The sequence below is a fragment of the Erythrobacter sp. RANMB8 genome (assembly GCF_056848235.1).
This window is the reverse complement of record NZ_JBREHG010000001.1, coordinates 212284-236434: the sequence shown is the minus strand read 5'-3', so window position 1 is coordinate 236434 and position 24151 is coordinate 212284. Positions and strand designations below refer to the sequence as shown.

Sequence of the window (24151 nt, the reverse complement as noted above, 5' to 3'; positions counted from 1 at the left end):
GGCGGATCAGGCGATCCGCCGCCCCTTTCCTTTGTCTGCAGGAACGCTGTGTCAGACGCTGGCGGTCACGTCGAAGGCCACGGTCATGCGGGTGCCCTGCGTGATCGGGCGGGTGCCGTGATAGAGCGTGCTGGGAAACAGCACGAGCGTGCCTGCCTGAGGGCGAACCGTGTGGAGGCTGCCGAGCCCGTCGGCCAGACCCGGCGGCGGATTGCCCAGCTCAAGCCAACCCGGCTGCCCCGGTGCGTCGACTTCGCCCGGAACCAGCCAGTAGCTCGCCGATGACAGCACCCCGCGCGGATGGATATGCGCGGCATGGTGCCCCTGACCATCCAGCAGGATCGACCAGCTGCCGGTGATCGTCCACGGATCATCCCTCCGCGAAAGCAGGGGGTGGGCCGTGTCGCGGGCGGGCAGGCCGGCCCGATACTCCGCCATCGCCGCTTCCAGCGCCTGTTGCAGCCGCGCCAGTTCGGGCTCCATCCGGGCAAACAGCGCGCCCTTGGTCTGCGATCCCTGCTTGACCGATTGCCCGATCGGCATGGCCGAATGGCGGTGCAGTTCGCGCAGCAGCGCTGTGATGGTGGCGCGTTCGCCATGATCAAGCGGCAGCGCGATCTGACGCACCAGCCCCTGTTGTCCATGCAGCCATTCATGCCGGGGATCGGCGCCGAGCCGCCAGCACAGGTCGGTCAGCGCCCAGCCAACGACATCGCCGGGCCGCGCGGCAAGCACCTTGGCGAGTTCCCGCCCGGCCTCGGCGAGCGCGCCCATCCGCAGCAGGTTGCGACCCCGCGCCGTGGCCCATTCCGGCGTATCGATCGCAGCAAATGCTTCGAGCACGCGCTGCGCTTCGGCCGCCTCTCCGGCTTCACCCAAGGCAATCGCCTGCGCCAGCGCGAGATCGGGATTCTCGGGCCAGCTCTGCCGTGCGCGGGCAAGGATCGCGGCGCTTTCCTGCGGGCGGTCGACCCCGTCCAGCACATCGCACCATGCCAGATAGATCGCCGGCCCGGCCTGCGGCATGGCGCTCACCGTCTCGAAATGATCGGCGAACCTTTCGGTCTCGCCCGCGGCCCAGCGCAGTTCGGCGTGAAGCTTCAGCCCGTCGGTCCATCCCGGCAGATGCGTGACCAGCGTGGTGGTGCACTCCAGCGCCTCGGCCATCCGCCCTGCCACGGCGAGGGCTTGCGCGTAATCGAACAGCAGATTGGGGTCGCCGCGGTTGAGGGTCAGTGCCTGCTCGATGTGGCCCAGTGCTTCGGGATCGCTGCGTTCGAGCGACAGGCGGGCACGGCTGCGGGCGGTGCGCGGATCGGCAGGGGCGAGCGCGAGCGCTCTTGCCATGCTCGCACTGGCAGCAGCAAAGCGCTTGGCCTGCCGCTCGCTATCGGCCCGGATACGCCAGTAATTCGCCTGCCCGCCAGCGGCCTGTTCCAGCGGAGCGAGTATGGCAACGGCCTGTCCGGGCCGATCGAGGCGCCCGCAGGCGATGGCGGCGTTGATGCCTGCCTCAACCAGGCCGGGTGCCAGCGCCAGCGCCCGTTCGAACAGGGCCAGCGCCTGCTCTGCCCGTCCCGCCTTGAAGTGGAAATTGCCCGCACTGTTGACGAGCCGCGCGTCCTGCGGAAAATCGGCCAGCGCCCGCGCAAACAGAGCGCCGGCTTCGGCATCCCGCCCCTGCGCCGCCAATTGGCTGGCCGCAAGGGCAAGTGATTGCGCGCTGTCCGCCATCGGCGCTTACTTGCTGCGCAGCCACCCCGTCACCGCCAGCCGCCCCAGCGGCGCGAAGGGCGGGACATAGGTGACAAGGTGCGATTGCGGCACGCGGAACAGGTTCAATGCGTTGAACCGCGGGCGGAAGCCTTCCACCACATCGCCATCCCCGTCGAGGAACAGCAGATAACCGCCCCAGTCGGGATGCCAGTCTTCGCGGGCGAGATTGAGGACATAGGCAACCTCCCACCCCTCGGCGACGTGGCTGTCATTGTGCCGGCCGAGATAGTGGTTCGGCGCAAACAGGGTTGCCTGTGCGTCGGCCTTGAACAGGCTGTCCAGCCCGGTCACCGCCCGCGCCAGATCGAGGAAGGGTTCGGCATTGAGATGCTCGATCAGCACCTCGTGCGGGCCGTCCGGATCCCAGCCTTCCTTAAGCGCTTCAAGGATCGGGTAATGGGCAAAGCGGAAACCGTATTCGCCGCGGGCGCTGTGCTGTTCGGCGGTGCGGGCGGCCTGCTGCACGGCTTGCTGGCCTTGCGGTGTGCGGGTCTGCACGCCGCGGAAGCTCTCCGGACGCCCTGAGCCTGCGCCGATCGCCATGCCCCAATCGGTGCCCCGTGTCAGGACCAGCAGCAATTCGCGCGCGCTTTCCGGCGTCAGCACATCGCGCACCTGCACGCGCCCTGTCGCTGCAAACCGCGCCGCGAGTGCGGGCACATCAAGCGCGGGGTTGAGTTCGAACAGCGTTTTCATGGCAATCGCGGTGCGCCTATCGGATCCGGCGTCCCTTGACGCCCTTCTGCCCGTCGATCCGCAGGAAATAGCTGCTGAAAGCGCCGCTGCGGATCTCCAGCGAATGCCCGGGCTTGGGTCGCATCAGGCGATTGGGCACTTCATCCAGCTGCCATTCCGCGCCTTCTTCGGTGATCAGGATATAGGTGCCATTCACCGCCCGCACGCCGGTGATGGTGGTTTCGAGCGCCACGAACTCCTCGGCCTGCTTGGCATCGTCCTTGTCGCTCTTGCCGAAGATGCCGAGATCGGGGAGCGCAAAGCCGAACAGCTTGCGGCGGGTCTGGCGCACTTCCTCGCGGTCGACCACGCGCACATCGCCTTCGCTGCTGGCCGATACGATCGCAGCAACGGCAGCGTCGTAGCAGGCGAGGCGTTCGGCCGGATCGGTCTTGGGCTGGCAGGCGCGCAGCGCGGCGACATAGCTGCTTTCGCCCTTGTCGTTCTGCGCGGCGAGCGGTGCTGCGAAAGCCAGCGCGCTTGCGGCAATGGCAAAGGCGGCTGTGGTGGCAGCGCGGTAGTGGGTCACGATCATCCTCTCCCCGAATGGCCCTTCAGGCCCGGTCCCTGTCGTCCTGATTACCGCCGCGCCTGTGCCAAGGCAAACATCCTCGGCTGTCAGCTGTCATACCCCATCCGTTCGATCCACGCCGCCAGCACCGGCATCACCGGGGCAAGATGATCGGCATAACGACGCCAGCGGCCAGCGGCGCGGGTGTAGAGCTTTTCCCCGATCTGGGCATAGCTGGCGGTACGCACGCGGGTGCGGTTTCGGGCGGTTTCCTCGTGCGCGAGCAGGCGGTCGTTCCATTCCAGCCCGAGCCAGCTGACCAGCGGCTCCAGCTCGGCCCTCGGATCCTCGACCAGCCGTTCGTACCGCACTGCGTGCGAGGCAATCGGAAACAGCGCCTTCGCCCGGTGCCAGGCGGTGAAGGCAGTGTCATAGGTGTGCGCCGCCTCGGCCAGATCGGTGAAGCTGCGCATCGCGTGGTTCAGCTGGAAATTGGCCATGAAACAGCTCAGCACCGCATCGGCCGGATGGCGTTCGGCCATGATGAAGCGCGCCTCCGGAAACAGGCGGTGGATTTGCACCGCGCGCGCCATGTTGAGCGGGTGCTTGTCGACCAGCCAGCGCCCCTCCTGCCAGCCATGGCTGACGGCAGAGGCGAAATAGGCATCGCGCAGTTCGGCCAGACGGCTTTCGCCCAGCATGGCGAGATCCTCGCCGCCCACTGCGGCCAGCAATTCGGCGATCATCGGGCGTTCTTCCAGCACGCACAATTCGGGCAGGCCCATCAGCATCGTATCGAGCAGGGTCGTGCCCGAACGCGGGAAGCCGACGAGAAACACCGGATCGCGCCGCGCCGGATCGGGCGCGAGCGCGGGCGACCAGCTCGCCGCCCATGCTTCGCTCCATCCGTCCATGGTGGCCACGATGGTCTGGCGGAAGGTGGCCCCGCGTTGCGGCGGCGCATCGGCCAGCGCGGCGGCGTTCATCCGTTCGAAGGCGGCGAAGGCACGGGCGGTGTCCCCCATGCGTTCAGCGATGTTGCCGATCAGCGCCTCGCGCCGCATCGGATGGATTGTCGGCGGGATGGCCTCGGCATGGGCCGCCGCCTCCTCGAAGCGGCCTTCGCGCTGGGCGAGCCAGGCGTGGAGGAACGACACCTCCGGCGGGCAATCGGCAGGGTCAAGCCCGGCAAGGAAGGCCGCCAGCTCCTCGGTGCGATTGGTCGCCTCGTAAAGCCGCCCGAGTTCGAGATGGGATTCGCCGAATTCCGGCCAGCGTTTCACCGCTGTTTCCAGCACGGCTATGGCCTCGTCCAGCTCCTCGACATGGGCGAGCGCCAGCGCCAGTTCGGTCTGCACGGCGCGGTTATCGGGCGCAATGGCGGCGGCATCGCGGGCCACCTTAAGGCGCGCGGCGCCGCGATCCGCCCGGCGCAGCACATCGGCAAGGTTGAGATACATGCCCGGTTCGGACGGATCATGGGTGATGGCATATTCGAAGGCGGCAATGGCGCGGTCGATGTTGCCGACCTTGGCGTGGATATTGCCAAGGTTGTTCCAGCTGGCCGCATCGCCCGGTTCGGCCTGCAACACGCGGGCATAGGCGGCGACCGCCTGCCGGTCTGCGCCGCGCTTTTGCATTACCCATGCCTCGATCCGGGCAAGGGCGGGAAGCGGTGAACCCATGGCGAGGCCCAGCGCCTCGTCATCGCGGCCAGCCTCCAGCAGCGCGCGGGCCAGATCGGCGCGGATTTCGGTGTCATCGGGGAACAGTGCGGCCAGCCGCTGGAAGTGCAGCACCGCCCGCGCCGGATCGCCCATTTCGAGCGCTGCCAGCCCGGCAATGGCGAGGAACGCAGGGCCATCCACAGGATCGGTGCTGCGCGCCTCGGCCAACAACAGCGCCCCGCGGGCATCGCCCTCCTGCCGCAGCCGGATCGCTTCGGCCAGCGCAGGGGAAAGGGTGGTATCGGTCATGGCATCATTCCTGTCGGGGGCGGGCAATATCGAAAGCGACCGTTAGCCGCTCGCCCGCGGGGAAGGGGCGCGTACCATGCCACATGGTCGAGGGGAACAGCACCAGCCGTCCCGGTTTAGGTTCGACCAGTCGCACGGGGGCAAGATCGGGGACAAGGTCGCGTTCCTCGCCAAGCGAAAGCCAGCCGGCGTGGTTCGCCTCGCCATGCCCCAGCGTCTCGGGCAGTGCGACATAGAGCGCGGAACTGAACCAGCCTTGCGGGTGGACGTGATCAGTGTGGAAGCCCGCGTCCTGCAACCGGACGGACCATGATCCGGCGATCCTGAGCGGGGCGCGGCCTTGGAGCAGGGTGGGGTGGCCGGGCTGCGGTGAAGGAAGCTGGGCGACGTGCCGCTCCACGGTGGCGAGCAGCCGCGCCCTGAGATCGCGGATCGGCGCCTCGGCACGCAGCAGCAGGTTGCCATCGGTCTGGGTGCCGCCGCGCACCGACTGGTCGAGCGGGGCGGTGGTGGCGGTGTGGAGGGCGCGCAAGTGATCGGCGAGCGCCGCGAGTTCGGCAGGAGCGAGGCCGATGTCATAGGCGCCAACCAGCCGGGGGTCGCCTTCGAGCCAGGCATGGCGCGGGTCGCCGGTCATCCGCCACGCGAGCGCAAGATAGGGCCACAGCACGTGGTCGCCCGGCTGGCCGAGCCATGCCTCGCACAGCGCGGCGGCATCTGCGGGTTGGCGCTTGCGGATCAGGTGGCGGGCGAGGGGCCATGCCTCGTCGCAAGCTTTGACTTTTCCTGCGGTCGCAAAGTGTGCGTCGGCCGCGTCCAGCGCGCCGCTTTCGGAGGCGATGTGGGCGGCGAGCCGGGTGAGCCATGCCGGCGTGCCGATCGCGGCGCGGGCGGTTGCTACGGCTATGCCCGCGCGGTCGAGGTCGCGGGCTTGCAGGGCGAGCGAAATGGCGAGGTGGTGCAGTTCCGGCGCCTTGGGGTGGCGCGACAGCGCCTGCGCCACACTGGCAAGGGGATCTTCGCCCACCTGACCGCGAATGCCTGCAAGGCTGCGGTGCCCGTCCACCCACAAGGGGTTGGCCGCGAGGATGCGTTCAAGCAGCGCAATCCCTTCGGCCGGGCGCCCCTCCTGCAACAGGGCCGCCGCATGGCCGGTCAGGATGCCCCCGTCCTGCGGGGCAAGCGGGGCTGCGGCGGCGAACAGCGACGCGGCCGGGTATCCGGCTTCGAGCGCGGTGCGGGCTTGGGAATGGGCGATCAGCGGATCGCGCGGAGCGAGGCGCGCGGCGGCTTGAAACGCCAAGAAGGCCTCGACGCTTTCGCCGCAGGCGCGGGCGGCAAGGCCGAGCAATTGCCGGGCCTGAGCGCTGGCAGGGTGCCGCTCTGCCAGCTTGCGCGCGTGTGGCAGCAGCAATTCGGGATAGCCGCCATTGATCAGCGCCAGTCCCTGACCCAGCGCGGCGGCGGGGTCTGCCAGCGGAAATTGCGCAATCCGGGCGAGGGCTTCGGCGTGCTGCAAGCTGACGGGTTCCCCAAACGAAAATGGCGGGCCTTGCGGCCCGCCATTCGTTGTCTAGCGATTGGGACGCTTAGAAATCAAGCGTCACACCGGCGTAGATGTAGCGGCCAAGTGCGTCATACACCTGGGCGAACACGTTACCGTTACACGGACCGGCAGGGCAGGCCTGCGAGCCGGTGACCGGCGGCGCCTTGTCGAACACGTTGTTCGCACCGAGACGGAAGTTGAAGTTGTCTCCCGCATCGAAGGTCAGCGCCAGGTCGAAGTAGTTGACGGCGTCAAAGCCACGGATACCCGGCTGGGTATTGGCATTGAGACCATCGAACACGACCGCGTCGAAGTAGCGCCAGCGCACCGAGGTGCCGATCCCGTTGCGGAAATCGAAGCCAAGGCGGGCCTGGTGGCGCCATTCGGGGTTCGGCGTGCCGCAGAGGTTGCCGTAGAGGCCAACGCACTCGACGTCCGGCGAACCGGGGACACCGGCATTCGAGCTCAGCTCATCGAGGTAGGTCCCGATGAAGTTGAAGTTCAGCGTGCCGAGGTCACCGATTTCGGTGCGGTAGGTCGCGTTGATGTCGACACCCGAGGTCTTCAGCGAGCCGATGTTCTGCGGCAGGTTGACCACGAAGCCGGCGTTCGAACGCCACAGCGAGCCCGAACCGTCACGATTCACCAGACCGCAGAAGAACGGATCCGCCGTGTCGGTGCACTGCTGCACGATCAGGTCGGCGCCGATGCCCTGGATCGCACCGTTCACTTCGATGTTGAAGTAATCGATGGTCGCGCTGAAGCCCGGCAGGAAGGTCGGGGTCAGCACCACACCGGCGGTGTAGGTGTCGGCCACTTCCGGCTGCAGGTTGATGTTGCCGCCAACAAAGCCGTTATACTGTTCGGCCGGGTTGGGAGCGACGAACTGGCCGACGTTCAGACCCTGGGCACGACAGCCGAGATCGGCTGCGGTGATCACGAAACCGGCGCACGGATCGGTCGAGCCGTCCAGAGCAACCCGGTTGGGTGCGAACAGATCCTGCACGGTCGGTGCACGAACGGCCCGGTTGTAACCGCCACGGAAAGCGATGTCGCGGATCGGTGCGAATTCACCTTCGATCTTGTAGGTGTCGGTGTTCGCGCCGGTGCTGTAGTCGGAGTAGCGATAACCACCGGTGACGGTGAAGTTATGCACCCAGCTGTCCTGCGCGATCGGGATACGGACTTCGGTGAAGAATTCCGTCACGTCGAAGCTGCCCGAAACCGGCAGGGTCGGCGCGCCCTGACCGGCAAGGTCGCCGGTGCTGAACGCGGTGTCCGAGAAGAACTCGAGCTTTTCCTTGCGGTACTCGGTCCCGAACACGATATCGACGCCCTGGTCGGCCCAGGGGGTCTTGAGGCCATATTCACCCAGCGAGCCCGAAAGGAACGCGTTGGCGACCTGCTGGCTCACGACGCCGCGCGAGAAGCCCGGGGTCGAAAGGTAGGCAACCGAAGCGGCGCTCGGGGTGACAGTGCCCGGCGAGAAGATGTCCCACGGCACGCAGTTCGGATCCGAACCGTCGAGCGTCGAACGGCAGACGGGGGTGCCGCCGGGGCCGGTCACGACGTCGAGGGCGCGGCCAAGACGCGCGATCGAGAAGTCGTTCAGGTAGGTCTGCGAGTAGTTGTTGCGACCATACTGGTAGAACGCATCATACGACCATGCCGGCGACAGATCGCCCTTCACACCGATGACGGCGCGATAGCTGACGTGCTGGAGATCGTCCTGACGCGCGCCACCTTCGACGTTACGACGCAGCGGCTGCAGGAACGCACGGTTGTAGCTGTTGCCGGTCAGCGGATCGATGAAGTTGAACGGCGTGGTCGGCAGCTGGGGTTCGCCCAGGCCGCGTGCGGCACGTGCAGCGTTTTCGGCAGCCACGTTGCCGACAACCGTGAACGCATCACCCGGCAGCGGGCTGACGAGCAGGTTTTCGTCGTCGCAGATGGCCGCACGCTGGCCAGCGCCAAGCAGCGGGTTGTCGCAGTTGATCGACAGGGTGTTGCCGAAGTTACCCGACGGAGCGATCTGGGCAACCGTACGGTTGTCCATGAACATGAACTCCATGTACGGCTTGATCGCCGGCGAGATTTCGTAATCGGCAAAGAGGCCGGCGGTGTAACGCTCGTCCGGACGCTGGAAGTAGTTCAGCGGACCGAAGTTGAACGGCGTGAAGCCGCCCAGCAGCGTGCGGTTCGGGCCGAACTGCGCGATGGTCGAGGTCAGCGAGTCGGCAACGCCGTCGCCGTTCGCATCGGTCAGATTGTCGAAATCGTCGAAGTAGAACACCGTGCCGGTGGCCGAGGTGGCCGAGCCGCCGCAGTTGTACTGGCGGCCGCCGGCAGTCACCGACGCCAGCGAGTTGGCCGAAAGGGCGCACGCCGAGTAGTCGCGACGGGCCTGCAGCACCGGATCGATCTTGCGGTAGCCGGCATAGGCCGTCACGCGGCCGCGGCCATCGTCGAAGCTGCTGCCGAAGGCGATGGTGCCGTCGAAGCTGCCGCCATCGGTGACCGAACCGGTCGGATAGCCGAAGCCGCGCGCGTCAAGCGCACCGCGCACGTCGTTCGACGCGCGGTTGTTGTGGTTGTAGAAACCGTAGTTGGCGTTGATCTTGAAGCCTTCGAAATCGGTATCGAGAACGAAGTTCACAACGCCGGCCACAGCGTCGGCACCGTACACCGACGATGCACCGCCCGTCAGCACGTCGACACGCTCGATCAGAGCGGCGGGGATGGCGTTGATGTCAGCAGCCGAGGTGCTCGGCGTGCCGGGCATCATGCGGCGGCCGTTGACCAGCACCAGGGTGCGCTCGGCACCCAGGCCGCGCAGGTTCAGCGTCGCGGTCCCGGTGGCACCGTTCGAAATGCTGCCGCCCTGTCCGGCGAAGACCTGCGGGAGCGAGTTCACCAGGTCTTCCACGCGGGTGGTGCCGGTGATGGCGAATTCTTCTGCACCGATCACAGTGACCGGGCTGGCCGACTCGAGGTTCGGCGAACGCAGACGGGTGCCGGTAACGACGATGGCTTGGCCAGCGGTTTCGGTTTCGGCTGCGGTTTCGGTGGTTACGTCGGCATCCTGCGCAAAGGCAGGGGCGCCCACGGTCAGCGCGATGACGGCGGTTGCCGCACCGGCCTTCAGAAGCGAGTGCTTCTTCATGGTGGTCTTCCTCCTCTAGGTTTGACCAGGTCAATTGACACTTCAAACGTCAAGGGCATGCGGCAAACGTCACATATCCCCCTCCGAGCCTGCTCCTTCGGCCAACCCCAGATACAGTGCAAACGCAATATGATCCGGATCAGGCGCTTGCGCAGTCGGCGTAGCATATCTGCAACACTTGGCAGGTGATCCGTGCAAATCCTGCGATGAATGACCGATCATTTTGATCGCTTGATTTGGGGGCGGGCCTTCAATAGGCGGAGGGCAAGCGAGTGGCGAAGCGAAACTGATTGCCGCCGCACGCCGCCCGTTGGCGGGCCGGAAACAAGGAGAGAGAGATGACCACAGCTTACATTGTCGAAGCCGTGCGCACCGCGGGCGGCCGTCGTGGCGGGCGTCTGGCCGGAGTGCACCCGGTCGATCTGCTGGCGAAGTCGCTGGATGCAATTGTCGAGCGGTCGGGCATCGACCCCAAGGCGATCGACGATGTGGTGACCGGCTGCGTGACCCAGGCGGGCGAACAGGCGATGCAGGTCGGACGCATGGGCGTGCTGGCGTCGAAGCTGCTCCCGCAATCGACCCCTGCCGTCACTATCGACCGCCAGTGCGGTTCGTCCCAGCAGGCGATCCAGTTTGCCGCGCAGGCTGTGATGAGCGGCGTGCAGGACGTGGTGATCGCCAGCGGCGTGGAAAGCATGAGCCGCGTGCCGATGGGCTCGAACGCGACCTTCCACATGAAGGAAGGCCTCGGCCACTACATGTCGCCCGAGCTGCAGGCGAAGTATCCCGGCATCCAGTTCAGCCAGTTCATGGGCGCCGAGATGATCGTGAAGAAGCACGGCTTCACCAAGGACGATCTCGACCGCTTTGCGCTTACCAGCCACGAGCGTGCGATTGCCGCGACCAAGGCAGGCGCCTTCGAGCGCGAGATCGTGCCGGTGGAAGTCGAGACACCCGAAGGCACCCAGCTGCACACGGTTGACGAAGGGATCCGCTTCGATGCGACGCTCGAAGGCATTGCGGGCGTCAAGCTGCTGTCGCCCGATGGCGCGATCACCGCGGCCTCGTCGAGCCAGATTTGCGACGGTTCCTCGGCGGTGCTGGTGGTCAGCGAAGCGGCATTGAAGGCCCATGGACTGACCCCGCTGGCGCGCATCCACAACCTCACCGTCACCGCGGGCGATCCGGTGATCATGCTTGAAGAGCCGCTGTTCGCCACCGACCGCGCCCTGCAGCGCGCAGGCCTGACCATCGACGACATCGACCTTTACGAGGTCAACGAGGCCTTTGCCTCGGTGCCGCTCGCCTGGCTCAAGCACACCGGCGCTGACCCGGAGCGCCTCAACGTCCATGGCGGCGCGATTGCCTTGGGCCACCCGCTTGGCGCTTCGGGCACGAAGCTGATGGCGACGCTGGTTCACGCGCTGAAGCGCCACGGCAAGAAGTACGGTCTGCAGACGATGTGCGAAGGCGGCGGTGTCGCCAACGTGACCATCATCGAAAGCCTTTGATTTTGATCTGAGAGGAAAGACGAACATGGAAGTTTCAGCCAATACCCCCGCCGTCGTCACCGGCGGCGCATCGGGCCTCGGCGCGGCGACCGCCCGCGCGCTGGCCGCCAAGGGCGCCAAGGTCGCGATCTTCGACATGAACGAGGAAAAGGGCGAGGCCCTCGCTGCCGAAATCGGCGGCATCTTCTGCAAGGTCAACGTGACCAGCGATGAAGACGTCGATGCCGGCTTCGCCAAGGCCCGCGCCGCCCACGGGCAGGAGCGCATCCTTGTGAACTGCGCCGGGATCGGCAACGCGATCAAGACCGCCAGCCGCAGCAAGGAAGACGGCTCGATCAAGCACTTCCCGATCTCGGCCTTCGATTTCGTCATTCAGGTGAACCTGATCGGCACCTTCCGCTGCATCGCCAAGTCGGCGGCGGGCATGATGACCCTCGATCCGATCGACGAGTTCGGCGAGCGCGGGGCGATCGTCAACACGGCTTCGGTGGCCGGCGAAGACGGCCAGATCGGCCAGGCAGCCTACTCGGCCTCGAAGGCCGGTGTGATCGGCATGACCCTGCCCATCGCGCGCGACCTCATGAACGAGGGCATCCGCGTCAACACCATCCTGCCGGGCATTTTCGACACCCCGCTGCTCGCCGCCGCGCCGCAGAACGTGCGCGATGCGCTGGCTGCTTCGGTGCCGTTCCCCAAGCGTCTGGGGATGCCGGTGGAATATGCCAAGCTCGCCATGACCATGATCGAGACCGGCTATTTCAACGGCGAGGACGTGCGCCTCGACGGCGGCATTCGCATGGCCCCACGCTGACCGCGAGGGGTGGCCGCATGGCCCTGCGCTAAGGCGAAGCCCGCCAATGTTTCACGTGAAACATTGCGCAAAACAGGCCTAGAAGGGGTCTAGAAGGGGTCTAGAGGGGGTCTAGGGCGACCTAAACCCCGCCATTCTCCCGTCGAAACCCGGCAAGGAAAGCCCTCGCTTTTGCGGGGGTTTTCTTTTGCGTGCGCCATGGCATCACTGTTCCAACACAGGAGAGAGACTTCGCATGACCACCTACACCCAGATCATCGCCACCAAGGCCGATGGCATTGCCACCATCACCCTCAATCGCCCCGACAAGATGAACGCCTACACCCGCACCATGGGCGAGGAGATCATGGCGGCGATGGACGATATCGACGCCGATGATGCGGTGCGCGCCGTGATCTTCACCGGCAGCGGAGAACGTGCCTTCTGCGCGGGCGCGGACCTGACGCCTGAAGGCGGGGGCCATGTGTTTTCCGATCCGACCGAGGTGGAAAGCCTGTCCGATCCCAAAGTGCGCGACGGCGGCGGCCTGCTGACGCTGCGGCTGTTCGAAAGCAAAAAGCCGCTGATTTCCGCCTGCAATGGCGTGGCGGTGGGCGTGGGCGCGACGATGCAGCTGGCGATGGACATCCGCCTTGCCAGCTCCACGGCGCGTTACGGCTTCGTCTTCGCCCGGCGCGGGATCGTGCCCGAGGCCGCATCGAGCTGGTTCCTGCCGCGCATCGTCGGGATCAGCCAAGCGCTCGAATGGTGCTACACCGGCCGCGTCTTCGATGCCGAAGAGGCCAAGGCGGGCGGGCTGGTGCGATCGGTTCACGCGCCGGAAGACCTGATCCACGCCGCGCAAGGCCTCGCACGGGAAATTGCCGACAACACCTCGGCCATTTCGGTCGCCATGACGCGGGCGATGATGTGGCGGCTGGCGGCGGCCGATCACCCGATGGAAGCGCACAAGATCGACAGCCGCGCCATCTATCGCCTGTCCCGCGGGGTCGATGCGAAGGAAGGCATCGCCAGCTTCCTCGAAAAGCGCCGCGCCATGTATCCCGGCAAGGTCAGCGCCGACATGCCCGATTTCTACCCCTGGTGGGATGCGCGCCCTTATGAGTGACGGCGGCGGCGAACTTGCGGGTTTCCTGCCCTATCAGCTGTCGGTCGCATCCAACGCGGTCAGCGGGCTGATTGCCGAACGCTATCGCAAGCGGTTCGGGCTGAAAATCCCCGAATGGCGGGTGATGGCGGTGCTCGGCGATGCGGGCACCATGACCCAGCGCGATCTGACCGCGGCGACCGTGATGGACAAGGTCGCGGTCAACCGTGCGGTCAAGGTGCTGGAGGATCGCGGGCTGGTGGGGCGGGTGCCCAATCCGGTCGATGGCCGTTCCCACCTGCTCGAACTGACGGGCGAGGGCAGGGCGATCCATGCCGAGGTCATGCCGCTGGCCCGCGCGACCGAACGCGAGCTGCTCGATGGGCTGGATCCGGCCGAAGAAGCCCTGCTGCGCCGCCTGCTGGCAGATATGCGAAACCGCGCAGACCGGCTGGCCCGCACGGTTTCTGTATAGACAGACCTTTTGGCGATTACTTTCCGACGAGGTTGTCCGAGATCGAACAGGCCGCCGGGCCAAGAATGACGACGAACAGCGTCGGCAGAATGAACATGATCAGCGGGATGGTCATGATCGCGGGCAGACGCGCGGCCTTTTCCTCGGCGCGCATCATGCGCTCGTTACGGAATTCGGCTGAAAGCACGCGCAGCGCGGATGCCAGCGGGGTGCCGTAACGTTCGGTCTGGATCATGGTGGTCACCACGCCCTTCACCGCTTCCAGATCGACGCGGTAGGCGAGGTTGTTGAAGGCGTGCTTGCGTTCGTTGAGGAACGACAGTTCGATCGCGGTCAGGGCGAATTCCTCGCCCAGTTCGGGATAGGCGCGGCCCAGTTCCTTGGCGACGCGGTTGAAGGCGGCGTCCACGGTCAGACCGGCTTCGGCGCAGATCACCAGCAGATCGAGCGCATCGGGCAGGCCCTTCTGGATTTCCTTGGTGCGCTTGGTCGCCTGGTTGCTGATGTAGAGTTCCGGCCCCTTGTAGCTGAGGAACAGCGTGCCCGCGAAGGCGGCCAGCCGCTTGAACGGGCCCATGTCGGGCCACAGTTCCACCCCGTAGATCAGCAGCGCGGCCAGCCCGCCCAGCACGATCGGCATGATCGCGCGCAGGCCGATGATGATGACCGCCAGTTCCTTGTTGCGATAGCCGGCGTGGGCCAGTTTCTGCTGCACCGCCTTCAGCTGGCTTTCCTGCAGCACGTTGAGCTTGCCAAGGCCGTCCTTCACCTTGTCGGTGGTGTCGGTGCGGCGAACGAGGCTGGCGCGCTTTTTCGATGACGAGGTGACGATCCCCGCCTTCAGCTGTTCGCGCCGCGCCTCCAGTGCGCGCACGCGCTTGGCCATCGGATCGCGGATGGTGACCGCGGCATAGATCGCCAGCATCACCGCAAAGGCGGCAACGGCGGCCAGCATGGTGCCGACAAGGATGACATCGAAGCCGAGAAGCGTCGGGCCGGCGGGTTGGTCAATCATGGTCTGCTGCCCTTCGGATCAGATTTCGAAATTGACCATCTTGGCCATGATGAACACGCCGATGCTCATCCACCCCATCGCGCCGAGCCCGGCGACGATCAGGCGCTCATCGCTGAAGAACCCGCCCATGTAATCGGGGTTGATGTAGAAGATCAGGCCGAAGACGATGAAGGGCAGGGCGCCGACGATATAGGCCGAGGCCTTGGATTCCGAGCTCATCGCGCGGATCTTCAGCTTCATCTGGGCGCGCTTGCGCAGCACGTCGGCGAGGTTCGACAGGGTTTCGGCAAGGTTGCCCCCGGTCTCGCGCTGGATCGCCAGCGTGATCGTGAAGAAGTTGAATTCGGGGATGGCGAGCCGGTCTGCGGTGTCCTGCAGCGCGTCTTCCATGGTCTTGCCGACCTTGATGCGGTCGATCACGCCCTTGAATTCGAGGCCGACCGGGCCGGGCACTTCCTGCGCCACGATGCCCAGCGTTTCGGTGACCGGCAGGCCCGAACGCAGGCCGCGCACCAGCAGTTCGATCCCGTCGGGGAACTTGGTGATGAAGGCATTGGTGCGCTTGCCGATCAGGTAGTTGACAACCAGATGCGGCAGGCCCGCGCCGATCACCAGACCAACGCCCAGCGACAGCATCGGCGCGCGGCTCATCACGAAGATCACCACCGCGATCGCCAGCACCAGGCCGATGGTGGTGTAGAGATATTGCGAGACCGTCCAGCCCTTGCCGGTGCGGTCGAGCCGGGCGGCGAGCGCCTCGGTGCGCGAACCGGCGCCCTTGACCTTGTAGGTCTTGGGCTTGCGGGCGGCGATGGCGCGCTTGAACTGCGCGTCGACCTTGGCTTCAAGGCTTTCCGAATGGCGGTAGCGCAGCGCTTCCATGCGGCGCTTCTGCGCCTTGGCGACCCCCGATCCGGACACCAGCAGATAGCCCATGACCAGCACGGCGAAGATCACCAGCGTGATCAGCAGGGTTTGGAAAAAGTCCATGGCTACGCTTCCTGCCTGTTCCGCCGCATACCGGCGGGCTTGGTTCTGTGCCGCGCGCCGGGGTGGCCGATAGCCCCCCGGCGCCGCGGGCTTATTCGGTCACTTCGGCTTCGGCCTTGGGTTTCTTGGCCAGCAGCGCCTTGAGATCGAACCCGCCGAGCAGCGACTTCTTCTCGCCGCTGACCGACGACAGATCGTCGGCGCTGACACCCATCACGCGCTCGGCAATCTGGCGGATCGCCGCGCTGGCCTTGCTCGACCGGTTGGCGTCGACGAACACCTGACCCAGCTTGGCCGCGTTGGAGGCCGCCTTGATGTCGTAAGGCACGACGAAATCGACCTTGCGTTCGATCGAGGCTTCGAAATCGGCCTTGCTGATTTCGGCGAGGCTCGGCTGCACCTTGTTCGCCACCACCATCGGGTGGGCGTGGCTGGCATTGGTCTTGAGCCACGACAGGATGCGGATCGTGTCGCGCGCCGAAGCCAGCGTCAGCTCGCAGGTCAGCACCACCAGATTCACGTCAGCGAGCAGCTGCGGGAAGTTGATGAGCATGTTGCGCGGCAGATCGATCACCGTCATCTCGAACGCCTGGCGGAATTCATCCTCCAGCTGCACGAAGGCCGAACCATCGGTCATCAGCGGCTGGTTGATCGGGGCTTCCGCCGACAGGATCGACAGGTTGTCCCCCGCGCGCACCATGGCGCGTTCGATGAACAGCGGGTCGATACGGCTGGGGTTCTCGATCGCGTCGGTCAGGCCGCGGCCCGGTTCGAGATCGAGCGCCAGCGCGCCGGTGCCGAAATGCACGTCGAGATCGAGCAGCGCGGTGGGGGCCTTGTGCTGTTCGGAAAACAGCCACGCCAGCGAGGTCGCCAGCGTCGAGGCGCCAACCCCGCCGCGGGTGCCCACGACAGCGGTCGAGATGTGACGCTTGGCCCCATCCGCATCGCCCGCCTTGGGCGACATGAACACCGCCAGCGCCTGATTGAGCGCATCATGCACCGCCTGGGCCGAAAGCGGCTTGAGCAGATAGTCATGAATCCCGCTCGACAGGAGGTCGCGGTAAAGCCGCACGTCGTTGACCTGCCCGATGGCGATCACCACCGTGCCCGGTTCGCACACTTCGGCCAGCGCGTTGATGTCGTTCAGCGGATCGCCGCTTTCCGACAGGTCGACCAGCAGGATCGCCGGCGAGGCACTGACCGAGAGCGATTGCACCGCGTTGCGCAGGCCGCCCTTGTTGCACTTTTCCGGCTGCCAGCCGAGTTCGATCACCACGGGGCGGATCACATCCAGCGCGTTGTCATCGCAGATATAGGCCGCAAAGGGATCGCGATTGCCGGGCAAGCCCGATTTCCAGGGAGCATTCATGGCTTAGTTACCTCCACCGCCGCCGCCGCCACCGCCGCCACCGCCGCCGCCGTTGCCGCCGCCAGCCGATGCATTCATCAGCCCGGCCGCACCGGTCGGTTCAGTGTCGCGATAGGTCGAAATTGCCTTGTTCGAGGTGGCGATCACGGTTTCGCTCGCCCCCTTCTTGCCTTCCAGCAGATCCTGCGGATCGGCCACCATTGCGGCGAGATTGCTGTTCACCGCGCACCCGTAATTGGGGCTGAGGCCGTGGGTGTAATTCATGTCGGACTTGGCCGACCAGTCGGGGCAGCCCGGCACCGAAGCGGTCGAACGGGTGATCACCACCCGCGCCGAACCCGGTTCGATAAAGCCGCTGGTGACCGGCGCGGTATCGCTGATCATCAGGCCGTAACGCCCCGCCAGATCGCGGATCGCATTGGTCACCGCCGGGTTCTGGCCGGGGTTTTCGATCGCGATGCGATCCCCGTAACGCAGGTCCATCGTCTCGAACCAGCCGTTCAGGCGCTGCTGTTCCGAAATCGGCAGGCCCGAAGCGCCGGTCTTCACATCGAGCGTGAAGTTGGTGCGTTCCACCACCGGCTGCTTGGTGCTGTAAAGCGAGGTGTTGGTCGGCATCCCGCCGCAGGCGGTCAGGCCGAAGCCGAGCGACAGCGCAAGGGCGAGGGCCGGTGTGCGGCCCATCGTTTTGGCCAGCGATTTGTGTCGTGCGAAAAGCATCGTGTTCACCTTTCTCGGCTTAGAGGCTGAAGCCCGGGGCCGCTGCGCTGGCCTCGCGTTCTTTCTTGCGGTTCTTCTTGTCGGCGCGGCGCGGCTTTTCGCCGCTGCTCGGGACGATGGCGGCGGGATCGGCCTCGCTCACCTTGGGCGCGGGCGCTTCGGGCTGCGAGGATGTCGGGCCGGGGCGCTCTTCGCCCGTCACACCGGCATGGGCCTGATAGCCGAGCAGCTGCTGGAACTCGTCAGCCGAACGGAACCCGTCGGTCGGCAGCTTGATGTCCTTGGCGTCCACCGGATTGACCAGATAGGGGGTGACCACGATCACCAACTCGGTCTCGCCCTTGCGGAACTCGCGGCTGCGGAACAGGTTGCCAAGGATCGGCACGTCGCCAAGCCCCGGTGCCTTGTCGAGCACGTTCTGCGAATTGGCGCTCATCAGGCCGGCGATCATGAAGCTCTGGCCCGAACCCAGCTCGATCGTGGTTTCGGTGCGGCGCGTGGTCAGCGCCGGGACCTGAAAGCCGTTGAGCGTGATCGAGCCCTGGCTCGAAAGCTCCGACACTTCCGGACGCACGCGCATCGAAATGCGGCCGTTCGAAAGCACCGTCGGGGTGTAGGCCAGGCTCACGCCGAACTGGCGGAACTGCACCGTCACCTGCCCCAGACCCTGTGCGATCGGGATCGGGAATTCACCGCCCGCCAGGAAGGTGGCGGTTTCGCCCGAAAGCGCGGTGAGGTTGGGCTCGGTCAGCGTGGTGACGAGGCCAAGGCGTTCCGACAGATCGAGCGCGCCGAGCACATCGACCCCGAACAGGCGGCCAATGCCCGACAGCGTGTTGTTGCCGTTGCTGTTGATGCCGATGCCGGGGATGTCGATCTGTTCGAACAGGGCCGCGCCGGTGGTCGGATCGGTGGCGATCGAACCGTCGGGACGCAGCACCGGAACACGGCGGCGCAGGAACGGCTGGGCCGCCCCGTTGCCGGCAGCCAGCGGGCCGCCGAAATTGGTTTCGGGCGCAGTGAAGGCGCGGCCCGTGCCGATCCCGCCGCGGAAACCGCCGGTGCCCGCATCGAAGGTCTGCACATTGCCGCCGATTTCGCGCAGCAGCGAGCGGCTGACTTCGGCAAACTTCACGTGCAGGCTGACCTGCAACGGGGTCGCGGTCTTGAGGCGGCTGATCACATTGGCTTCTTCGCCAAGGAAGGCCTGCACCAGACGTTCGGCCTCGGCCGCATCTTCGGGCGCGCTCACGGTGCCGGTCAGCAGCACGGTGTTGGAACCCATGGTCGCCACGCTCACCTTGGCATCGGGCATCGCCAGCGCCAGCATCTGGTCGATGCTGCCGATGTTCGATCCGACGCGGATGTTGGCCGAAAAGATCACATCGCCGCGTTCGTTGCTGGCATAGACGGTGGTTTCCCCGCCCGCCTTGCCGAACACATACAGCTGGCGCTGCGACTTCACCTGCACATCGGCGATCTCGTCATTGGCGACGAACACATCGGCCATGGTGCCGGGCACCGTCACCAGTTCGCCCTTGCCGATCGACAGGACGATTTCCTGCGACGGGCTGACGACCTGCTGGGCGATGGCGGTGGTGGCAGGCATCGCCGCCATCGGCACGGCCGCAAGGGCCGCTACCATCAGCTTGGTCTTGAAGTTGCGTTTCATGGGTTTGCCCCCCTGGGTCGGATGCGGCTGGCGCAGAATGGTGATCGGCATGGGTTGGTCCTTCCGGTCAGTTCGTCACGACCGTGCCGGTCGCGGGGAAGGCTCCCCCGGTGCGGCGGGTGCCGCGCGACTGGCTGGAAATGATCGCGGTGCTGTTGGCCTTGGCGCTCACCGGGGTTTCCTCGGTCTCCTTGCCGCGGGTCACCCGCACGCTCGGGCCGGTGTAGGCCGGAGCCGGGTTGCCCATCGACGGGCCGCTCTGTGCCGGTGCCGGAGCATAGTTCGGCGAGGGCGCGGGCGGGGCCTTGGCCGGCACGCTGGTGCGCTGGAAGCGCGACACATCGCCGCCGGTGGTGAAGGTGGTGCCCTTGTCGATCGGACGGGCCATGGCCGCCTTGAGCAGCTTTTCTTCCTGTTCCGGCGTGGCGTTGGCAGGCAGCTGGACATCGCCCGAGGCAATCGCCCGTTCCAGTTCCGACTGGCTGTCGGCGATCGAGCGCAGCACCAGGCTGAGCGTGCCGACGGTCTGGGCCACGGCGACCTTTTCCGCGATCTTGGGCGTCACTTCGAGCGTGACGGTGCGGAACTCGGTCACCACGGTCTTGCCGTTTTCGTCGGTGGTCTGTTCGGTGGTCTGGTCGGTGGCGAGCACGCGCAGGTTGCGCAGCACGGTCTCGGCGGTCTTGAGCGGGGCGCCGTCGCCTTCGCCCTTGACCTCCTGGGTCAGCACCAGATCGACGCGGTCACCCGGGAACACGAAGCCCGCAACCCCCGTCATCGCCGACACCGGCACCGTCACGGCGCGCATGCCCGGCCCGAGCGCTGCGGCAAGGAAGCCGCGGTCGCCGGGGCTGACGAGCGAGCCCTGGGTCACGGGTTCACCGGCGGTGATCGGGTAACGCACCACGGTGCCGATCAGCTTGTTCATGTCGGCCTCGCCGTCGATGAAATAGGCGTCCTGCACCAGTTCCTTGGGCCAGGGCTGGAAGCCCAGCGCATCGGCGGTGATGATGGTGCCGGCGGTCAGCGCCCGCTTGGCCACCAGCACGCGCGGGCCGGTGGGTTGGGCGGCAGCTTCGGCTTCGGGGGCAGCGCCTCCGGTGAACATGCTCCGTGCGGCAAAGGCCGTCCCGATCGCGATGATCAGCGCGCCGAGCAGCAGAACCAGTTTCTTCCTATCCATGGCTAAAAAGCCCCCTCGTAATCGCCCTTGGTTTGGTCAGCGGGCAGGTATGGTTGCAGTGCGTAAGTCCTGACTGGTTAAAATCGGGTTATGCTGCCGAAGAGGCGAGCTGCGCTGCTTGCGGCGCAAGTTTCGGCAGCAGCACGAAAAGCCCGGCAAAGGCGATCGCCACGCCATAGGGGATCGCCAGCCGGTCCTTCTGCCGGCGCGCCGTGTGCCAGAGCACCATCACAAAGGTCAGCACGCCGCCCGCCAGCGCCATCACGAACAGCATCTGCAGGAATTCGTCCCACGGGATCCACAGCGCCAGCGCCGTCAGCAGCTTCACATCGCCGCCGCCCATCACCTTGAGCGCGAACATCGCCGCAAAGGCGGCAAAGGCCAGCAGCGCGACCCCCAGTTGCAGCGCCACGCCCGGCCACAGGTCCAGCCCGCTCGCCCACCAGAACAGCGGCGCGCCGAGCGCGATCGCGCCGTTCAGCCAGTTGTCGATCTGGCGGCGGCGGATATCGGTGAAAGCGGCCACCACCAGTGCGATTGCCAAGGCGATCAGCAGACCGTAGGAAATGAAACTCATCGACTTTAAGCCCCCGAAGGTGCCGTGCCGGGAGGCGCGGCCAGTCCAACTTCGGGACAGTGCTACAGGCTATGACTTACCAAAAAGTAACCAAACCCGGAGGCTTGCGATTCACGATACGGTGACAGGCGCGGTGATCGACCGCCGGGCGATCCCGCCGCATGCGCGCGAGAGCGTATGGCAGGCTGCCGACGGGCACGCGATCCGCCGGATCGACTGGCCGGGCGCGGGGGATGCTGCGCGCGGATCGATCCTGTTTTTCCCGGGACGCGGCGATTTCTACGAGAAATATCTCGAAACGCTGGAACAGTGGCACCGCGCCGGCTGGCGGGTGACAGCGGCAGACTGGCGCGGGCAGGCGGGTTCCGGGCGGCTCGGCGGGGATGCGGTGACGGGGCACATCCCCGATTTCACCGTCTGGACCGATGATCTGGCGCATTTCTGGACGCAGTGGATCGCCGAAACTCCGGGGCCGCACGTGCTGGCGGGCCATTCGATGGGCGGGCACATCATCCTGCGCGCTCTGGCCGATGCCCGCCTTGCCCCCGATGCGGTGGTGCTGAGCGCGCCGATGACCGGCATGAACGGCCCGCCGCTGCCGCTACCTGTGCTCCATACCGTTGCCAAACTGATGTGCACCATCGGCGATCCGCTGCGGCAGGCATGGAAATGGAGCGAGAAGCCGGGCGAGCTGCCCTCGGGCCGCGCCACGCTGCTGACCCACGATGCCAACCGCTATGCCGACGAGGTGTGGTGGCGCGAACACCGCCCGCAGCTGGTGATGGGCCCGGCAAGCTGGCGCTGGGTCGAGCGGGCCTATGCCTCGTGGCGGCGGCTGGAACAGGCGGGCGCGCTTGAAAGCGTCGCTACGCCGGTGCTGTTCCTTTCCACCGCTGCCGACAAGCTGGTGAGCCACCCGGCCAACCTGCGCGCCGCCGCCCGCCTGCCGCACGGCGAGATGGTCGCCTTCGGCGGCGAGGCGCACCACGAAATCCTGCGCGAGGTCGATGCGGTGCGTGATCGTGCGATGGACGCGATTGCCGCCTTCCTCGACAAGGCCGCGCCGCCCGAAACTCTGACGCCATGATCCACGATATCGCCATCATCGGCGCCGGGATGGCCGGCGCGAGCCTTGCGGCTGAACTCGCCCCCCATGCGAGCGTGGTGGTGATCGAGGCCGAGGACGCGCCGGGATATCATTCCACCGGGCGTTCCGCCGCCTTCTGGGAGGAAACCTATGGCGGCCCCGGCGTGGTGCCGCTGACGCTGGCTTCGGGCGCCTATCTTGCCGAACACGGCTTTCTCACCCCGCGCGGCGCGCTGTTTGTCGGGCGGGGGGAAGACCGTGCGGCGATGGACGCGCATGTGGCCACTTTCGCCGGAACGGGCGTGGTCACCCGGCGCCTCTCCCCCGACGCGCTCGCCGCCATGGTGCCGCAGATCCGCCCCGAATGGAGCGAGGCGCTGCACCAGCCCGCCTGCGCCGATATCGATGTGGCAGGGCTGCACCAGCATTACCTTGGCACCGCAAGGCGGCACGGCGTCACCATCGCCTGCCGCGCGCGGGTGGCGGCGGTAAGCCGTGCGGGCGGTGTGTGGACGATCACCAGCGAACGCGGCGAGACATGGCAGGCGGCAACCCTCGTCAACGCGGCGGGTGCCTGGGCCGATCAGGTCGCGGCGCTTGCCGGTGTCGCACCCATCGGCATCGCCCCCTTCCGCCGCACGGTCGCGGTGCTGCGGGTCGAACCGCAGGCCCCAGCCGATCTGCCGCTGGTGCTCGACATCAACGGGGGCTTCTATTTCAAGCCCGATGCCGGACGTCTGTGGCTGTCCCCGCATGACGAAATCCCCTCGGCCCCCTGCGATGCCGCGCCCGAGGAGATCGACGTTGCCATCGCCATCGACCGCTTCATGGCTGTCACCGACTGGCGGATCGCCGCGGTCGAGCGGCGTTGGGCGGGCTTGCGCAGCTTTGCGCCCGATCGCCTGCCGGTCTATGGCTTCGATGCCCGCGCCCAAGCCTTCTTCTGGTTTGCAGGGCAGGGCGGCTTCGGCATCCAGACCGCGCCTGCCGCCGCACGGCTGGGCGCGCAATTGCTGCTGGGCCAAAGCGCCGATGCCATGACGACGCGGATCGATGCTGCGGCCTATGCGCCCGCCCGGTTCAGGGTGGCGGCCGAGGCGTTAACGCTCTAGCCAATGCCTGCACGATCTGGCAGGTTTGCAAGGCCTATCAACCACAAAGGGAAGGGGAAATCCGATGGCCCACAAGTTTGAAATCTACAAGGACAATGCCGGCGAGTTCCGCGTGCGGTTCAAGTACAATTCGGAAGTGATGTTCTCGACCCAGGGCTATTCGAGCAAGGCGAGCGCGCAGAACGCGATCGATTCGATCAAGAAGAACGGCCCCGATGCCGAGGTTGAAGACAACAGCTGATCATATTGCTCGTCATTGCGAGCGTAGCGAAGCAATCCATGGCAGAACCGCGCCACACGCGGGAACATCAGACCATGGATTGCTTCGCCTTCGGCTCGCAATGACGGGAATGGCCTAATGCGGAAAGCGTGATTTCGGATCGGCCTGCCGCACCGCCTCCTCGCTTGCCAGCGCATCGCAGCGTTCGTTCTCCGGATGCCCGGCGTGGCCCTTGACCCATTCCCATGAGACTGTGTGCGGGCGCGCCGCGGCGATCAGTTCGCGCCACAGATCCTCGTTGGCGACCGGCTTTTTCGCCGCGTTGACCCAGCCGCGCTTCTGCCAGCCGAAAATCCACTGGGTCATGCCGTCGATGACATAGCGGCTGTCGGTGTGGACGGTGACCTTGCAGGGTTCCTTCAGCGCCGAAAGCCCGCGCAGGATCGCGGTCATTTCCATGCGGTTGTTGGTGGTTTCCGGCTCTCCGCCGACCAGTTCCTTCTCGTGCCCGCCGCTGCGCAGGATCGCGGCCCAGCCGCCGGGGCCGGGGTTGCCCTTGCAGGCGCCGTCGGTGAAGATATCGACCTGTTTCATTGCGGCCCTGCCATGGGC

General features: G+C 66.2%; 21 protein-coding genes. 7 read left to right on the top strand and 14 right to left on the bottom strand.

Going from position 1 to position 24151, the window contains the following annotated elements; all coding sequences use genetic code 11:
• Positions 1-51: 51 nt before the first annotated feature.
• The 6 genes from ACU0AG_RS01215 to ACU0AG_RS01190 form a co-directional block, all read right to left on the bottom strand.
• The gene (locus ACU0AG_RS01215; RefSeq protein ID WP_482780431.1) at positions 52-1734 is read right to left on the bottom strand and encodes a tetratricopeptide repeat protein; all 1683 of its coding nucleotides are present in this window, start codon (positions 1732-1734) and stop codon (positions 52-54) included.
• A gap of 6 nt (positions 1735-1740) precedes the next feature.
• Complete coding sequence (locus tag ACU0AG_RS01210; protein ID WP_482780430.1) at positions 1741-2472, bottom strand: 2OG-Fe(II) oxygenase; 732 nt, start codon at positions 2470-2472, stop codon at positions 1741-1743.
• Between the two features lie 16 nt (positions 2473-2488).
• Positions 2489-3040: a hypothetical protein gene (locus tag ACU0AG_RS01205; protein ID WP_482780429.1), complete on the bottom strand. Its 552-nt coding sequence runs from the start codon at positions 3038-3040 to the stop codon at positions 2489-2491.
• Between the two features lie 89 nt (positions 3041-3129).
• Entirely contained in the window at positions 3130-4998 is a 1869-nt protein-coding gene (locus ACU0AG_RS01200) for a tetratricopeptide repeat-containing sulfotransferase family protein (RefSeq protein ID WP_482780428.1), read from the bottom strand.
• Between the two features lie 4 nt (positions 4999-5002).
• Positions 5003-6517, bottom strand: coding sequence for a putative 2OG-Fe(II) oxygenase (locus ACU0AG_RS01195; protein WP_482780427.1), 1515 nt, complete (start codon positions 6515-6517; stop codon positions 5003-5005).
• 70 nt (positions 6518-6587) lie between these two features.
• Positions 6588-9707, bottom strand: a complete 3120-nt coding sequence (locus tag ACU0AG_RS01190; RefSeq protein WP_482780426.1) for a TonB-dependent receptor domain-containing protein — start codon at positions 9705-9707, stop codon at positions 6588-6590.
• Between the two features lie 338 nt (positions 9708-10045).
• On the opposite strand from ACU0AG_RS01190, the gene ACU0AG_RS01185 reads away from it, so the two are divergent.
• The 4 genes from ACU0AG_RS01185 (at position 10046) to ACU0AG_RS01170 (ending at position 13591) form a co-directional block, all read left to right on the top strand.
• Positions 10046-11218, top strand: a complete 1173-nt coding sequence (locus tag ACU0AG_RS01185; protein ID WP_482780425.1) for an acetyl-CoA C-acetyltransferase — start codon at positions 10046-10048, stop codon at positions 11216-11218.
• Positions 11219-11243: 25 nt separating this feature from the next.
• Positions 11244-12029, top strand: a complete 786-nt coding sequence (locus ACU0AG_RS01180) for an SDR family NAD(P)-dependent oxidoreductase (protein WP_482780424.1) — start codon at positions 11244-11246, stop codon at positions 12027-12029.
• A 235-nt stretch (positions 12030-12264) separates the two neighbouring features.
• The gene (locus ACU0AG_RS01175) at positions 12265-13137 is read left to right on the top strand and encodes a crotonase/enoyl-CoA hydratase family protein (protein WP_482780423.1); all 873 of its coding nucleotides are present in this window, start codon (positions 12265-12267) and stop codon (positions 13135-13137) included.
• Positions 13130-13591: a MarR family winged helix-turn-helix transcriptional regulator gene (locus ACU0AG_RS01170; protein WP_482780422.1), complete on the top strand. Its 462-nt coding sequence runs from the start codon at positions 13130-13132 to the stop codon at positions 13589-13591. Before ACU0AG_RS01175 ends, ACU0AG_RS01170 begins: the two co-directional genes overlap by 8 nt.
• Before the next feature lie 16 nt (positions 13592-13607).
• Here the strand turns inward: ACU0AG_RS01170 and ACU0AG_RS01165 are convergent, their stop codons facing one another.
• The 7 genes from ACU0AG_RS01165 to ACU0AG_RS01135 all read right to left on the bottom strand — a co-directional run bounded on the left by ACU0AG_RS01165 (position 13608) and on the right by ACU0AG_RS01135 (position 21120).
• Entirely contained in the window at positions 13608-14606 is a 999-nt protein-coding gene (locus tag ACU0AG_RS01165) for a type II secretion system F family protein (protein ID WP_482780421.1), read from the bottom strand.
• A gap of 18 nt (positions 14607-14624) precedes the next feature.
• Positions 14625-15596: a type II secretion system F family protein gene (locus ACU0AG_RS01160; RefSeq protein WP_482780420.1), complete on the bottom strand. Its 972-nt coding sequence runs from the start codon at positions 15594-15596 to the stop codon at positions 14625-14627.
• 91 nt (positions 15597-15687) lie between these two features.
• On the bottom strand, positions 15688-16968 hold the full coding sequence (locus ACU0AG_RS01155) for a pilus assembly protein CpaE (RefSeq protein WP_482780419.1): 1281 nt from the start codon (positions 16966-16968) through the stop codon (positions 15688-15690).
• Between the two features lie 3 nt (positions 16969-16971).
• Entirely contained in the window at positions 16972-17688 is a 717-nt protein-coding gene (locus tag ACU0AG_RS01150) for a CpaD family pilus assembly protein (protein WP_482780418.1), read from the bottom strand.
• A gap of 19 nt (positions 17689-17707) precedes the next feature.
• Positions 17708-19360 carry a type II and III secretion system protein family protein gene (locus ACU0AG_RS01145; RefSeq protein WP_482780417.1) on the bottom strand — a complete coding sequence of 551 codons (1653 nt, stop codon included), beginning with the start codon at positions 19358-19360 and terminating at the stop codon, positions 17708-17710.
• Between the two features lie 67 nt (positions 19361-19427).
• Complete coding sequence (gene cpaB / locus ACU0AG_RS01140; protein WP_482780416.1) at positions 19428-20543, bottom strand: Flp pilus assembly protein CpaB; 1116 nt, start codon at positions 20541-20543, stop codon at positions 19428-19430.
• An 88-nt stretch (positions 20544-20631) separates the two neighbouring features.
• Positions 20632-21120, bottom strand: coding sequence for an A24 family peptidase (locus tag ACU0AG_RS01135; RefSeq protein WP_482780415.1), 489 nt, complete (start codon positions 21118-21120; stop codon positions 20632-20634).
• Between the two features lie 121 nt (positions 21121-21241).
• Here ACU0AG_RS01135 and ACU0AG_RS01130 point away from each other — a divergent pair, with 121 nt between their 5' ends.
• The 3 genes from ACU0AG_RS01130 (at position 21242) to ACU0AG_RS01120 (ending at position 23560) form a co-directional block, all read left to right on the top strand.
• Complete coding sequence (locus tag ACU0AG_RS01130; protein ID WP_482780414.1) at positions 21242-22207, top strand: alpha/beta fold hydrolase; 966 nt, start codon at positions 21242-21244, stop codon at positions 22205-22207.
• Complete coding sequence (locus ACU0AG_RS01125) at positions 22204-23319, top strand: NAD(P)/FAD-dependent oxidoreductase (RefSeq protein WP_482780413.1); 1116 nt, start codon at positions 22204-22206, stop codon at positions 23317-23319. The genes ACU0AG_RS01130 and ACU0AG_RS01125 overlap by 4 nt, the downstream gene beginning before the upstream one ends.
• A gap of 64 nt (positions 23320-23383) precedes the next feature.
• The gene (locus ACU0AG_RS01120) at positions 23384-23560 is read left to right on the top strand and encodes a YegP family protein (protein ID WP_081095341.1); all 177 of its coding nucleotides are present in this window, start codon (positions 23384-23386) and stop codon (positions 23558-23560) included.
• 114 nt (positions 23561-23674) lie between these two features.
• Here the strand turns inward: ACU0AG_RS01120 and rnhA are convergent, their stop codons facing one another.
• Complete coding sequence (gene rnhA / locus ACU0AG_RS01115; protein ID WP_482780412.1) at positions 23675-24133, bottom strand: ribonuclease HI; 459 nt, start codon at positions 24131-24133, stop codon at positions 23675-23677.
• Positions 24134-24151 lie beyond the last annotated feature (18 nt).